The organism is Bordetella ansorpii (assembly GCF_900078705.1).
Lineage (GTDB): Bacteria > Pseudomonadota > Gammaproteobacteria > Burkholderiales > Burkholderiaceae_B > Bordetella > Bordetella ansorpii_A.
Genome location: NZ_FKIF01000006.1, coordinates 1,042,077 through 1,054,511 on the forward strand (window position 1 = coordinate 1,042,077; position 12,435 = coordinate 1,054,511).

15 protein-coding genes are annotated in these 12,435 nt (G+C 68.4%); 9 read left to right on the plus strand and 6 right to left on the minus strand.

All coding sequences use genetic code 11. The features are described from left to right. Positions 1-59: 59 nt before the first annotated feature. Together A6745_RS15160 and A6745_RS15165 are read left to right on the plus strand one after the other, a co-directional pair. Positions 60-1,025 (plus strand): Bug family tripartite tricarboxylate transporter substrate binding protein, encoded by a 966-nt coding sequence (locus A6745_RS15160; RefSeq protein ID WP_066128402.1) that lies wholly within the window; start codon positions 60-62, stop codon positions 1,023-1,025. Positions 1,026-1,065: 40 nt separating this feature from the next. After that, entirely contained in the window at positions 1,066-1,731 is a 666-nt protein-coding gene (locus tag A6745_RS15165; RefSeq protein WP_066128403.1) for an RraA family protein, read from the plus strand. A 90-nt stretch (positions 1,732-1,821) separates the two neighbouring features. Here the strand turns inward: A6745_RS15165 and A6745_RS15170 are convergent, their stop codons facing one another. Beyond that, positions 1,822-2,475 carry a GntR family transcriptional regulator gene (locus tag A6745_RS15170; RefSeq protein WP_066128406.1) on the minus strand — a complete coding sequence of 218 codons (654 nt, stop codon included), beginning with the start codon at positions 2,473-2,475 and terminating at the stop codon, positions 1,822-1,824. A 194-nt stretch (positions 2,476-2,669) separates the two neighbouring features. Between A6745_RS15170 and A6745_RS15175 the strand changes: the two genes are divergently transcribed. The 7 genes from A6745_RS15175 (at position 2,670) to A6745_RS15205 (ending at position 10,289) form a co-directional block, all read left to right on the plus strand. Next, complete coding sequence (locus A6745_RS15175; RefSeq protein WP_066128409.1) at positions 2,670-3,572, plus strand: LysR family transcriptional regulator; 903 nt, start codon at positions 2,670-2,672, stop codon at positions 3,570-3,572. A gap of 120 nt (positions 3,573-3,692) precedes the next feature. Then, entirely contained in the window at positions 3,693-5,021 is a 1,329-nt protein-coding gene (locus tag A6745_RS15180; RefSeq protein WP_066128413.1) for an arylsulfatase, read from the plus strand. A 108-nt stretch (positions 5,022-5,129) separates the two neighbouring features. Next, the gene (locus tag A6745_RS15185; protein ID WP_066128414.1) at positions 5,130-6,149 is read left to right on the plus strand and encodes a Bug family tripartite tricarboxylate transporter substrate binding protein; all 1,020 of its coding nucleotides are present in this window, start codon (positions 5,130-5,132) and stop codon (positions 6,147-6,149) included. A gap of 35 nt (positions 6,150-6,184) precedes the next feature. Beyond that, the gene (locus tag A6745_RS15190; protein ID WP_066128417.1) at positions 6,185-6,994 is read left to right on the plus strand and encodes a phosphosulfolactate synthase; all 810 of its coding nucleotides are present in this window, start codon (positions 6,185-6,187) and stop codon (positions 6,992-6,994) included. 159 nt (positions 6,995-7,153) lie between these two features. Further along, positions 7,154-8,065 (plus strand): LysR family transcriptional regulator, encoded by a 912-nt coding sequence (locus tag A6745_RS15195; protein ID WP_066128419.1) that lies wholly within the window; start codon positions 7,154-7,156, stop codon positions 8,063-8,065. Between the two features lie 235 nt (positions 8,066-8,300). Then, positions 8,301-9,287 (plus strand): Bug family tripartite tricarboxylate transporter substrate binding protein, encoded by a 987-nt coding sequence (locus A6745_RS15200; RefSeq protein WP_066128422.1) that lies wholly within the window; start codon positions 8,301-8,303, stop codon positions 9,285-9,287. Between the two features lie 60 nt (positions 9,288-9,347). After that, complete coding sequence (locus A6745_RS15205; protein WP_066128424.1) at positions 9,348-10,289, plus strand: M14 family metallopeptidase; 942 nt, start codon at positions 9,348-9,350, stop codon at positions 10,287-10,289. Between the two features lie 93 nt (positions 10,290-10,382). Here A6745_RS15205 and A6745_RS15210 read toward each other — a convergent pair whose 3' ends face one another. From A6745_RS15210 to A6745_RS15230, 5 genes are read right to left on the minus strand one after another with little or no spacing between them, the layout of a single operon-like run. Then, positions 10,383-10,625 carry a hypothetical protein gene (locus tag A6745_RS15210; protein WP_066128939.1) on the minus strand — a complete coding sequence of 81 codons (243 nt, stop codon included), beginning with the start codon at positions 10,623-10,625 and terminating at the stop codon, positions 10,383-10,385. A gap of 14 nt (positions 10,626-10,639) precedes the next feature. Beyond that, complete coding sequence (locus A6745_RS15215; RefSeq protein ID WP_066128427.1) at positions 10,640-11,032, minus strand: hypothetical protein; 393 nt, start codon at positions 11,030-11,032, stop codon at positions 10,640-10,642. Then, on the minus strand, positions 11,029-11,424 hold the full coding sequence (locus tag A6745_RS15220) for a hypothetical protein (RefSeq protein WP_156513384.1): 396 nt from the start codon (positions 11,422-11,424) through the stop codon (positions 11,029-11,031). The genes A6745_RS15215 and A6745_RS15220 overlap by 4 nt, the downstream gene beginning before the upstream one ends. Continuing rightward, on the minus strand, positions 11,408-11,848 hold the full coding sequence (locus tag A6745_RS15225) for a hypothetical protein (protein ID WP_066128433.1): 441 nt from the start codon (positions 11,846-11,848) through the stop codon (positions 11,408-11,410). The genes A6745_RS15220 and A6745_RS15225 overlap by 17 nt, the downstream gene beginning before the upstream one ends. Before the next feature lie 37 nt (positions 11,849-11,885). Further along, positions 11,886-12,401 (minus strand): N-acetylmuramoyl-L-alanine amidase, encoded by a 516-nt coding sequence (locus A6745_RS15230; RefSeq protein ID WP_066128436.1) that lies wholly within the window; start codon positions 12,399-12,401, stop codon positions 11,886-11,888. Between the last annotated feature and the right edge of the window lie 34 nt (positions 12,402-12,435).

Here is a 12,435-nt window from a genome sequence, read left to right on the forward strand (position 1 = left end):
TCCGGCACGCAGAAGGCCGGACGCATCCTACTCAGACAGACTCAGCGAGGAAGACAACAATGAAATCCCTGAAGCATCTGCTGGCGGCCGCGTTGTGCGTCGCCAGCACGGCGGCGTGCGCGGCGGACATGGGCTCCGCCCCCATCACATTCATCTCGCCCTTTCCCCCGGGCGGCGGCACCGACACCCTGACGCGCATGATCAGCGCGGCCATCGGGCAGGACACCAAGTGGAACATCGTGGTGGAGAACAAGCCCGGCGCCGGCGGCAACCTGGCGCTGGACGCCACGGCCCGCGCCAAGCCCGACGGCCACACGCTGGTGATGGCGCAGACCGACAACATCGTGCTGAACCCGTGGCTGTACGAGAAGCTCAGCTACGACACCTTCAAGGACTTCAAGCCGGTCGGCCCCGTGGCCTCGTCGCCCAGCGTGTTCGTGGTCGTGCCCGACTCGCCCTACAAGACGCTGGCCGACGTGGTGGCCGCCGCGAAGGCCAAGCCCGGCCAGATCTCGCTGGGTATCCCCGGCATCGGCGGCAGCGGCGACCTGATCGGCCATCTGTGGCGCAAGGCGGCCGGCATGGAACTGATGCACGTGCCCTACCGCGGCTGGTCGCAGGCGTTCCCCGATCTGGTCAGCGGCCGCATCGACCTGTACACCGGCTCGGTGGCTTCGCTGCTGCCGCAGATCAGAGGCGGCAAGGTGCGCGCGCTGGCCGTGGTGGCCAACGAACGATCGCCGGCCCTGCCCGACGTGCCCACCTTCGTGGAAAGCGGCTTCAAGACCATCAACCAGACCATCTGGTGGGGCCTGATGGCGCCGGGCAAGACGCCCGACGACGTCATCGCCACGCTGAACCGGGCCTTGAACAAGGCGCAGGACAACCCCGACCTGGTGAAGAAGCTGGAAGAAGCGGGCTACAGTGTCATGAAGGGCTCGCCCGCCGACCTGGGCAAGCGGCACCGCATCGACCACGACGCATTCGGCAAGATCGTCCAGGAAGCCGGCATTCCCAAGCAATGACCCGGCGCCATCCCATCACGTACCCGGCAGGAGCAGTGCAATGATCGGTTTCGAGGTTCACCCGCGCAAGCGCGCGATCAGCAACGAGTTCGTCCAGAAGTTCCTTCGCATTCCCGTGGCCAACGTCAGCGACTGCATGTCGCGCATGACGGCCGGCGGCGCGCGCCTGCGCCCCATGCACGACGGCACGCCGATGGGCGGCCCGGCCCTGACCGTGCGCACCCGTCCGGGCGACAACCTGATGGTGCACAAGGCGCTGAGCCTGGCCCAGCCGGGCGACGTGATCGTGGTCGATGCCGGCGGCGACCTGACCAACGCCATCATCGGCGAGATCATGACCTCGCACGCGCAGACGCGCGGACTGGCCGGCATCATCATCAACGGCGCCATCCGCGACAGCGGCACCATCGGCCGCGGCAGCTTCCCCGTGTACGCCGCGGGCGTCACGCACCGTGGCCCCTACAAGGACGGCCCGGGCGAGATCAACTGCACCGTGTCGCTGGACGGCATGACCATCGAGCCGGGCGACCTGATCCTGGGCGACGACGACGGGCTGCTGTGCGTGCCGTACGACCAGGCGCAAGCCATCCTCGACGCGGCCACGGCCAAGCACGCGGCAGAGGAAAAGATGCTGGCCGACATCGCGGCCGGCAAGCTGGACACGTCGTGGATCGATGCGCGGCTGAAGGCGCTGGGCTGCCTGTAAGGCAGGGCGTTCCATTACGCCGCACCGGACGGGCAAACCCGCGAGGGCTTGCCCGTCCCGTTTGCACATGCGGCACGCAGCCGCCGCGCATCACCCCTGCGCAGGCTTGCGCTGGCTGCGGAACAGCAGATGCGTGGACGTCAGGTGGAACCGCACCGCCACCTCGGCGCACGTGGCATCGCACGCGCGCAGCGCCGTGATGATCTGCCGGTGATGCTCAACGCTGCGCAGCATGTCCTCGCGCGTGTAGAAGTAGAACGAGCCGATGATGATCGGCATGTCCAGCAGGTTCTCGACCATGGCGCGCACGCGGGCCGATTGCGCGGCGTCCAGCAGGGCGTGGTGAAAGAGGTTGTTGTAGTGCTGGACCTGCGCCGTCCTGTCGTCATCATCGGACAGGACGGCCTCCAGCATCTTCTGGTTCAGCGATTCCAGATGAGCGATGTGCTGGGGCGTGGCGCGCTGCGCGGCGGTGCGGGCCGCATAGGGTTCGAGCAGCATGCGCAGCTCGAAGGCTTCGTCGATGTCGCGGTCCGCCCAGCCCACGACGACGGCGCCGCGGCGCTCTTCGTGCCTGACCAGGCCATCGGCCACCAGCCGTTCGATGGCCGCGCGCACGGGCGTGCGGCTGACGTCGAGTTCGCTGGCGATGTGCTCTTCGCGCAGGCGCTCGCCTGGCAGGAAAGCACCGGCCATCAGGCGGCGGCGCAGCTCTGCATAGACTCGGTCGCGGGCGCTGGTCATGGTGGCGCGAATGTCCTGAAACCCGGTGAATCAGGCGACTATACAGGAACCGTCACCCGTGGATTCGCCCTTCGGAACGCGCTGCCGCTCCCTCGTGCAAGGCACACGATCCCGCACCGCCTGGGGCCACGCATGGCCAGCAAATCGGTTATAGATGAGATCACGGGGCGCACCGCGCCGCGACGGAGCGGGCCATGCCCTTTTCACTGCTCGATATCGATTACTTCCTGGCCGTGGTACGGCACGGCCATCTGGGCCGCGCCGCGCAGGAGTGCGGCGTCACCCAGCCCGCCATCACCAAGGCGCTGCGCCGCCTGGAGGACATGGTCGGCGTCATGCTGTTCGAACGCGGCGCCCATGGCGCGCGGCTGACGGGCGAAGGCCGCCTCTTCCACGAACACGCGCGCCGCCTCGGCATGCAGCACGATGAACTGACCAAGGTGGCGGGCGACCTGCGCGCGCATCACAGCGGCCTGCTGCGCCTGGGCGTGACCAACCCCACGGGCGACAGCGACACGGTGCGCGTCCTTGCCGACATGCTGCGGCGCCGGCCCGGCGTGCGCGTAAGGCTGGCGATCGGCAAGTCGGATGCGCTGAACAACGCCGTGCTGGCGGGCGACCTCGACCTGGCCGTGGTGCCTTGCCCCCCCGGCATCAGCTATTCCTGCGACAGCCTGGACATCAGCCGGGACACCATGCAGGTGGTGGCGCGCGCGGCGCACCCCGTCCTGCAGATTCCCCATCCCTCGCTGCAGGCGCTGGACGAATACGCCTGGCTGATGCCAAGCCGCGACAGCGGCGCACGGCGCGCGGTCTGCGCGCGCTATGAAGAAGCGGGCCTGCCCGAGCCGCGCGTCATGGTCGAGGCCGAATATATGTCCGAAGCCGCGCTGGGCCTGATCGCCAGTACCGACCTGCTGGCGCTGTGCCCCTCGATCAGCCTGCGCAGCTGGGCCGGCCGCATCGAAAGCGTACCCATCCCCGAACTGTCGCTGACGCGCAGGTTGCTGCTGCTGTCCCGCCCGGGCAGCCACTGGTCGGCGTTGATGGAGACCTTCCGCGACCTGCTGCTGCAATTCAGCCGGCCCGGCGCCTGAGTACGGACTTACCCTATTCATTCCCGGCGGTCATCGATAACCGCAACGCCAGGAATCGGACCGGCCCCGCCCCGCTCCTATAGTGGCCACAGACCTACCCTCCTTTTCAGGAACCACGTCGTGGCAACACCGAACATCGTATTGATCGTGGCCGACAACCTCGGCTGGGGCGAACTGGGCTGTTATGGCGGCGGGGCGCTGCGCGGCGCGCCCACGCCCCGCATCGACGCCCTGGCGAAACAGGGCATCCTGCTGCAGAACTTCAACGTGGAAAGCGATTGCGTGCCCACGCGCTCGGCGCTGATGACGGGCCGCCATCCCATCCGCACCGGCAGCCTGCAATCCGTGCCGCCCGGCCTGCCGCAGGGCCTGACGCGCTGGGAGGTCACGCTGGCGCAATTGCTGAGCCAGCAAGGCTATGCCACCGCCCATTACGGCAAATGGCATCTTGGCGACATCGAGGGCCGTTATCCCTCGGACCGGGGCTTCGACGAATGGTACGGCATTCCACGCACCACCGACGAAAGCCAGTTCACGTCGACGGTGGGCTTCGATCCCTCGGTGGTCGACATTCCGCACATCATGGAAGGCCGCGCGGGCGAACCTTCGCGGCAAGTGAAGGTATACGACCTGGAATCGCGCCGCGGCATCGACGCCGACCTGGTCGAACGCGCCAAGACCTTCATGGCGGGCAACCACAAGCAGGGACGCCCGTTCTTCCTGTACCTGCCGCTGGTGCACCTGCACTTCCCGACCCTGCCGCATCCCGACTTCGCCGGCAGGACCGGCGCGGGCGACTTCGCCGACTCGATGGCCGAGATGGACCATCGCGTGGGGCAGATCATCGACGCCGTGGACGCCATGGACGCGGCCGAAGACACGCTGCTGATCTTCTGCAGCGACAACGGCCCCGAGTTCCGCGCCCCCTATCGCGGCACGGCCGGCCCCTGGCGCGGCACGTACCACACCGCCATGGAAGGCAGCCTGCGCGTGCCCTTCATCGCGCGCTGGCCGGGCAGAATCCAGCCGGGACGCGTCAGCAACGAGATCGTGCACGTCACCGACCTGTTCACCACGCTGGCCAGCCTGGCGGGCGCGCGGATCCCGCAAGACCGCCCCATCGACGGCATCGACCAGTTGCCCTTCCTGACCAGCGAGGATCCCCTGGCCAAGTCCGCCCGCGAGGGTTTCCTGTTCTACATCAAGCAGGAGATGCGCGCGGCCAAGTGGCGCGACTGGAAACTGCACTTTTACTGGGAGCCCGAGGTGAACGAAGGCAAGGGCAAGCTGGAATCGCCCTATCTGTTCAACATCACGCGCGACCCCAAGGAAGAGACCGACGTGCTCGTCTACAACACCTGGGTGCTGGGGCCGATCCTGAAAATGGTGAAGGCCTTCAACGACAGCGTGAAGGCACACCCGAACGTGCCGCCGGGCAAGGAAGACTGATGCCGCGCAAGGCGCCCGGCGAGGCGCCGCCCGGCAGGCTGTGGATAACGTAAAACCGCCATGACAGGACGGCGCCGACCGTCCATCAGAACATTCAAGGGAAAAGCCATGTATCAATCGATCCGACTTCTTGCGCGCCGCGGCCTGCCTAGGCGCGGCCTGACACGGCCCGGACTCGCGAGCGCCGCCGCGGCGCTTGCCCTGGCCTGCGCAGGCACCGCCTGGGCGGCACAGGATACCGGCGCCTGGCCCACGCGCCCCATCACCTGGGTGGTGGGCTGGCCGCCCGGCGGCAGCGCCGACAGCGTCACCCGCGTGCTGGCCAAGCACCTGGGCGAACGGCTGGGCCAGTCGGTCGTGGTGGAGAACCGGCCGGGGGCATCGGGCGCCATCGGCCTGAACCGGGCCGCCACCGCCGAACCCGATGGCTACACCGTCGCGCTGGTTCCGGGCCCGGTCATCACCAACACCAGGATGCCGGAGATCGGCAAGGAACTGACCGCCGTGACCGAACTGGCGCGCGGTCCCATGGTGCTGGTGGGGACCACCGCGCGCGACATGCCGAAGGACGTGAAGTCGCTGTTCGCCGCCGTGAAGGCCATGCCCGACCGGTATGACTACACCTCGTCGGGCAACGGCACCAGCCAGCACCTGACCGGCGAACTGATCAAGCAGCAGGCCGGCCTGCAGATGACGCACATCCCCTACAAGGGCGGCAGCCAGGCCGCGCTGGACATCATCTCGGGCCAGGTGCCGCTGGGCGTGCTGGGCATCACGTCCATCCTGCCCCATGTGCAGGCGGGCAAGATGCGCGCCTACGCCGTCACCACCGCCAAGCGTTCGGCATCCCTGCCCGACACGCCCACGCTGGCCGAAAGCGTGCTGCCCGGCTTCGACGCCAGCCAATGGTTCGTGATGGCCGTGCCCAAGGGCGTACCCGCCGACCGCGTGCAGCGCCTGAATGCCACGCTGGGCGAGATCCTCAAGCTGCCCGACGTCAAGGCCGCCTTTGCCGCGGTGGGCGTGGACCCCAGCTCGGCATCGCCCGAAGACACCGCCCGGTTCGTCATCGAAGACCAGGCCCGCTGGCGCGACCTGGCCGTCAAGCGCGCCCTGCCGCTGAACTGAACCCGCATCCTTTTCCGTCTACAGGAACCGCCGCCGTGACCGCCTACGAGACCGCCTTCGCCGACTTTCCCATGCCCGATCGCCAGTTCAAGCCGCGCACGCGCGGCCTGTCCATGATGATCGACTGGGGCATGGGCTTGCAGCGCCAGGCCGACGTGCTGGAATCGACCTCGCAATGGATCGACTTCGCCAAGATCGCGGCGGGCATCGCGCGCTTCATGCCGCGCCGGGTGCTGGCCGACAAGCTCGAGAACTACCGCACGCACGGCATTTCCACATCTCCGGGCGGCCTGTTCGCGGAAGTCGCGATGAAGCTGCGGCGCTTCGAGGACTATGTCGCGCAGGCCATGGACGTGGGCTTCACGGGCATCGAGATCTCGGACAACCTGCTGGAGATGACGCTGGCCGAGAAGGCCGCGGCCATCCGGCATGCCAAGTCACAACGCCTGAAAGTGTTCGGCGAAGTGGGCCGCAAGGACAGCGTGCAGGACGATGCGTCGTTCCTGGCCGACGTGGCCAACTGCCTGGACGCGGGCGCGGACTGGGTGTTCCTGGAAGCGTCCGAACTGTACGTGGACGGCGTCATCCGCCAGGACCTGATTGCGCAGCTGGCGGCCCGGTTTCCCGCCGAGAAGCTGATCTATGAACTGCCCGTGGTGATCATTCCCGGCATCAGCCGCGACTTCAAGCACCAGACGGCCACCTGGCTGGTGCGCGAGCTGGGTACCGAGGTGAACCTGGCAAACCTGGAGTGGGACGAGATGTACATCACCGAGCTGGTGCGGCGCGGCTTCGCGGGAGACAAGTCGCATCCGCAGGGGGTGTATCGGATGGCGGGGTTCTAGGAAGCCAGCGCCGCATGGCGGGCCGGCCGCGCATCGGCATGCCCAGGCCAAGGCCAAGCGGCCTTCCAGATCATCGGCCGGTTCTCGACCGCTGGCGGCCCATGCTACAAGCGTGGCGATGGCGCCGGATTCCGTGGCGCCCTGCCCGCATCCTTCGCCATGGCCGACCTGAAGCTCTTCGAAGACCTCATCGCACTGGCCCAGACCGGCAGCTTCGTGCGCGCCGCCGAACTGCGGCACGTCACGCATCCGGCGTTCGGGCGGCGCATCCGTGCGCTGGAGGAGTGGGCCGGCGTGCCGCTGGTGGACCGTCAGCGCACGCCGGTGACCCTGACGCCCGAAGGCGAGGAACTGCTGAAGACCGCCAGCCAGGTCGTCGAACGCGTCGGCCACGCGCGCCACCGCATCCGCTCGGGCAGTTCCGCGGGCAACGCCGTGGTGCGCATCGCCACGGGACGCAGCCTGGCGCGCACGCTGGTCTCCGACTGGATCGGCCGGCTACGCCACAAGACCCCGCGTGTGCTGGGCAAGGACACGCAAGTCGACATCTCCACGGGACGCATGCAGGACATGGCCCGCCTGCTCGAACACGGCCGGGTCGACCTGCTGTGCGGCTACGAGCATCCCGCGCTGTCCGTCGAACTGACGCCAGGCAGCTACCGCTACATGACGCTGGCCACCGACAAGCTGGTGCCCGTCTGCCAGACCGACAGCCGGGGCCGCCCGCGCCATGCGCTCGAAGAAGGCGGCACACCGGCGCCGCTGATCAGCTATGCCGGCGGCCTGGCGATGGCGCGCATCGCGGGCGACCGCCTGGACACTTTTCCCTATGCCCTGACGCCCTTCGTCTGCTGCGACTCGCCTGACGGCGTGCATGGCCTGGCCTTGAAGGGGCTGGGCGTGGCGTGGCTGCCCTGGTCGATGGTGGCGGGCGATTGCCGCCGCGGCGTGCTGGCCGTGCTGGGCGGCCGCGCGGAAGAGATCAGCTTCGAGGTGCGCCTGTATCGGCCGCGCATGCAGCTATCCGATCTTGCGGAAGCCGTGTGGGAAGCCACGCAGCGCGGGCAGTAGAGAACGAGGCTTGCGCGGTGGCGCGGGCTGCCTTCCCCTTTTCATTCCAGCCAGGCGCCTGAGGCACGTCATACGCCGAGGCGATTCGACAGAATTACCCAGGTGCCGAAACAGCACTGGTTCGTGCCGAATGCGCATGTTGGGTGCGACCACCACCGCGCACAATTTCCGCACGAACACCTCATAACAGATGCGAAACGCCCCGCGCCGCTCGCACCATCAAAGGGAAACCCTCATGCAGATCTCGCATCTGGCGCGCGCCATGCTGGCCGTCGCTTGTACCGCCGCCTCGCTCGCCCCTCTCGCCGCCCAGGCCGCCGATTACCCCGACCATCCCATCTCGCTGGTCGTGGGCTATCCCGCGGGCGGCAGCGTCGACCTGACCGCGCGCCTGTTCGGTGAAGAACTGGCGAAGCAATTGGGCCAGAGCGTCGTCATCGAGAACTTCGGCGGCGCGGGCGGCACCATCGGCGCGCAACGCGTGGCGCGCGCCCAGCCCGACGGCTACACGCTGCTGCTGGGCTCGGCCAACGAAATGGCCATCGCGGGCCTGATCAATCCGGCAGTCAAGTACGACGGCGCCCGAGACTTCACCGCGCTGGGCGTGATCGCGTCGCAACCCTTGCTGTTGGCCGCCTCCAAGGCCTCGGGCATCACCACCGCCGCACAATACCTGGCCAAGCTGCGCGAACAGGCGCCGGGCACCTACAACTTCGGCTCGTCGGGCGTGGGCACCTCGCTGCACCTGGCCGGTGAAATGGTCAACGAGGCCACCGGCACCCATGCCGAACACGTGCCCTATCGCGGCGTCTCGCCGCTGGTCACCGACCTGATGAGCGGCCAGCTCACGTTCGGCATGCTCGTGCTGTCCTCGGGACTGCCCCAGGTGCGCGCCGACAAGATCGTGGCGCTGGGTGTGACGGAGAAGAAGCGTTCCCCGGTCGCCCCCGACATTCCCGCCCTGGCGGAAACGCCGGGCTTCGAGAGCGTCGACATCAACGTCTGGTTCGCCCTGTACGGTCCGGCGAAGCTGCCGCAGCCCGTCGCCGACAAGCTCCGTGCCGCGACGGCGCAAGTGCTGAAGTCCGATGCCTTCCGCAAGAAGATGCAGGACGCCGGCGGCGAACTGTCCGCGCCCGGGCTGGACCCCGTGAAGTTCCAGGCCGTCGAGACGGCCAAGTACGGCACGCTGGTCAAGGCCGCCAAGATCGAAGCCCAATAACGCGGCCCTTCCGGCCGCCCCTGCACAGGAGAGCCGGCGCATCGCCGGCTTTTTCAATCGATGTCCTTCCTGCTTTCCATTCCCGACCTGCGCGCCGAACGGCTTGGCAATACCGGCACCGCCGGCGTGTGGCACTTCGACTCCGGCCTGCCGGGCAAGCGCGTCATGATCACGGCGCTGGTGCATGGCAACGAACTCTGCGGCGCCTGGGCGCTGAAGGACCTGCTGGCCGCCGGCGTGCGGCCGCGCCGGGGCAGCCTGACGCTGGCCTTCGGCAACCTGGCGGCCTTCGACCGCTTCGACCCGGCGCGCCACGATGCCTCGCGCTTCGTCGATGAAGACATGAACCGCGTATGGAGCGATGACCGTCTGGCACGGCCCACCACGCAGGAACGCCGCCGCGCCGCCGAACTGGCGCCCTGGGTCGCCCGCGCCGACAGTCTGCTGGACCTGCACTCGATGCACGAACCGGGCGCGCCGCTGCTGCTGACGGGCACGCTGCCGCGCAACGTGGCCCTGGCGCGCCGGCTGGGCGCTCCGGTGCACGTGGTGGTGGATGCGGGACACAAGGATGGCGTGCGCATGCGCGACTACGGACGCTTCGGCGCGGCCGACGACGATGCCTGCGCGCTGCTGATCGAGTGCGGCTTTCATGGCGATCCGGCGTCCCACATGGTGGCGCTGGATATGTGTGCGCGCTTCCTGACGGAAGCCGGCGGCGTGGATGCCTCGGACCTGCCCACGGCCTGGCTGCAACCCACGCCGGCGGCGCAACGCGTGCTGGAAGTGACGGAGCCCGTGGTCGCGCCGTCGATGAACGTGCGCTTCGCGCAGGACTGGCAGGGATTGGAAACGTTGGAGAAGGCGGGATCGGTGCTGGGTTGGGCGGATGATGCCCCCATCGTCACGCCCTATGACCGCTGCACGCTGGTCATGCCGTCGCTGCGACAGTTGAAGCCGGGCGTGACGGTGGTGCGGTTGGCGCGGGATTACGCGGGCTGACCGGCGCGACGGCAACAGGGGGTCCCATCGCACGCATGCAACCGGCGCGTGCCGTGCCAGCGCATGCATGCCGGGCCACCCCGCCAGGCCAGATCAGCCGCAGGCCGCCAGCGCGGCCTCGATGCGGCGCTCGTAGGCCTTGCGTTGCTCCAGTTCCGCCAGCAGCGCCGTCACCTTCTGGTAGAAGGACGCGTCCTCGGGCAGCTCCGAAGTCGCCCATGCGGGGGCTGCCATCCGCTGGACACGGCAAGGCACGGCTACCGGCACCTCGACGCGTTCGGACCGCATCATGGGCGTCGCGCCGCAGCCGGCCAGGCTCAAGCTCAGGAATGACATCGCGGCCAGGGCCTTCATGGCGCCCCCTTCAAGTACTCGTCCAGCGCATCCTCGGCGGCCGCGCATTGGTCGGGGCGTTGCGCGACCCGGCGGCGCCAATAGCCGGCGGCGCTTTCATGCCGCGCCGCGGCTGTTTCGGCCGCCACAACGGCCGCCTTGGCAAGCGCCTCTCGCGCATCCGCCTCCGCCCGCAGCCGGGAGACGGCGGCACGGGCGTCACTCACGTCGGCCGCGCATTGCCGGTTCACGGTATCCGCCATGCTGACACGCAGTTCGGCGGCGGCCAGGCGTGCCTGCACGGCGTCGACGCGCAGTTGCTGCACGCCCGCCATGGCCACGCCGCCCGCAAGCGCCGCCGCGGCGTAACCGCGCCATCCCGACAGCAGGGCCAAAGCGTCGGCGATCATGGCGTATCCCCCCACGCGGAGGTGGCCGGTTGCCGCCCAGGCGTGGGCGCGGCGGGCGGCGATTTCAACACTTTGCCCACCTTCACGGCCGACGCCGCTTCCAGCACATTTTCCGCCACGTCCTCGATACGGCCCGCCGCCTGGACGTCCCCGGCGGCATCCGCCGCCTGCCGCGCGGCGCCGATGGTCTTGTCGGTCAACGCCGCCAACGAACGGCGATAGTCCTCGCGTTGCTGGGCCATCGCGTGGCCCGCGTCGCTCCACGCCACCAGCGAGCCCGTGGCGTAGCCACCCACGAAGATCGCCAACACCAAGGCCAGGGCATACAGCGCCAGCAGCCCGTGCGTCAATCGCGGATGGCCCCCCGCGAACCCCTCAAGCATTCTTGCCATGGACGGCCTCGTTCAAGTTCTGGATCTGCGCGGTCAGCTCGGAAATCAGATGGTTCTGCCGCTCGATGGTCTGGGCCTGCGCCGTGGCGCGTTCGGTCAGACCGGCCAACTGCGCCTTCACGTCGCCCATCTCGCGCAGGATGTCGTTGCGCTCCTTGTAGGCCGCGTTGGCATCTTCGCGCGCCTGGCGGGCGTTCTGCCGCTCGACCTGCAGCTGCTGCTCCAGGCGTTCGATGCTGTCCCGTTCGGACTTCGCGCCTGCCAGCGACACGGACAGGCGCGCCAGCAGGATGGGCAGCACCTTCCACGCGGCGCCGCCGCCGACCAGGATCGTCACGATGTACGCGACGATCTGGCCGACGCTGAGCGCCTCGGCGGAGACCGCGGCCGCGCCGGGATCTCCGGCCGCCAGCGGCAACATCATTGCCATGGACTCGAGTAACGCCATAGCGGATTCCCCTTCATTGCGCCTCGGCGATCAGGACGTCGGCGACGGCGATGGCCAGGGCTTCTTTATTGGCTTGGTAAAGCAAGAGATCGGTTGGGTTGGTGAGAAAGAACAGTTCACAGATCACGCCGCCCGCGCGGACGAAACCCAGGCGGACATGCTGGCCCGCGCTTTCGCCCTTGGCGCCACGGCTGGGGATGCCGAGAACGGCGGAGATGGCCTCGCACAGGCGGCCGCCGAAAGCCTGTTCGTCGGGGCGGCTGAGGGTCTCGACGCCGGTGGCGGTGCGCGGGCCGGCGTTGCAGTGGAATTCGACGGCCAGACTGCCGGGTTGGATGAGGCGAATGGCGTCGGCCAGCGGCAGATTGTGGGGACCGGAGCCGTCGGTGATGGGGTTGGCGCCGAGTTCGCGCAATTGGGCAGCGACGAGATTGCGGAACTCGGTGACGATGATGGCTTCGGTGGTGTCGTTGGCGACTGCGCCGGGGTCGGCGTTGCTGTGGCCGGCGGTGATGACGATGGGGCGCATTGATTTCTCCAGGAAATGCAGGAATGGAGCCTGC

Bases quoted from the DNA above. Each gene is read 5' to 3' on its own strand.
- A6745_RS15210 (WP_066128939.1), bottom strand. From the start codon at position 10,625: ATGTCATTCCTGAGCTTGAGCCTGGCCGGCTGCGGCGCGACGCCCATG.
- A6745_RS15165 (WP_066128403.1), top strand. From the start codon at position 1,066: ATGATCGGTTTCGAGGTTCACCCGCGCAAGCGCGCGATCAGCAACGAG.
- A6745_RS15170 (WP_066128406.1), bottom strand. From the start codon at position 2,475: ATGACCAGCGCCCGCGACCGAGTCTATGCAGAGCTGCGCCGCCGCCTG.
- A6745_RS15230 (WP_066128436.1), bottom strand. From the start codon at position 12,401: ATGCGCCCCATCGTCATCACCGCCGGCCACAGCAACGCCGACCCCGGC.
- A6745_RS15225 (WP_066128433.1), bottom strand. From the start codon at position 11,848: ATGATGTTGCCGCTGGCGGCCGGAGATCCCGGCGCGGCCGCGGTCTCC.
- A6745_RS15205 (WP_066128424.1), top strand. From the start codon at position 9,348: ATGTCCTTCCTGCTTTCCATTCCCGACCTGCGCGCCGAACGGCTTGGC.
- A6745_RS15220 (WP_156513384.1), bottom strand. From the start codon at position 11,424: ATGGCAAGAATGCTTGAGGGGTTCGCGGGGGGCCATCCGCGATTGACG.
- A6745_RS15160 (WP_066128402.1), top strand. From the start codon at position 60: ATGAAATCCCTGAAGCATCTGCTGGCGGCCGCGTTGTGCGTCGCCAGC.
- A6745_RS15195 (WP_066128419.1), top strand. From the start codon at position 7,154: ATGGCCGACCTGAAGCTCTTCGAAGACCTCATCGCACTGGCCCAGACC.
- A6745_RS15200 (WP_066128422.1), top strand. From the start codon at position 8,301: ATGCAGATCTCGCATCTGGCGCGCGCCATGCTGGCCGTCGCTTGTACC.
- A6745_RS15175 (WP_066128409.1), top strand. From the start codon at position 2,670: ATGCCCTTTTCACTGCTCGATATCGATTACTTCCTGGCCGTGGTACGG.
- A6745_RS15185 (WP_066128414.1), top strand. From the start codon at position 5,130: ATGTATCAATCGATCCGACTTCTTGCGCGCCGCGGCCTGCCTAGGCGC.
- A6745_RS15215 (WP_066128427.1), bottom strand. From the start codon at position 11,032: ATGATCGCCGACGCTTTGGCCCTGCTGTCGGGATGGCGCGGTTACGCC.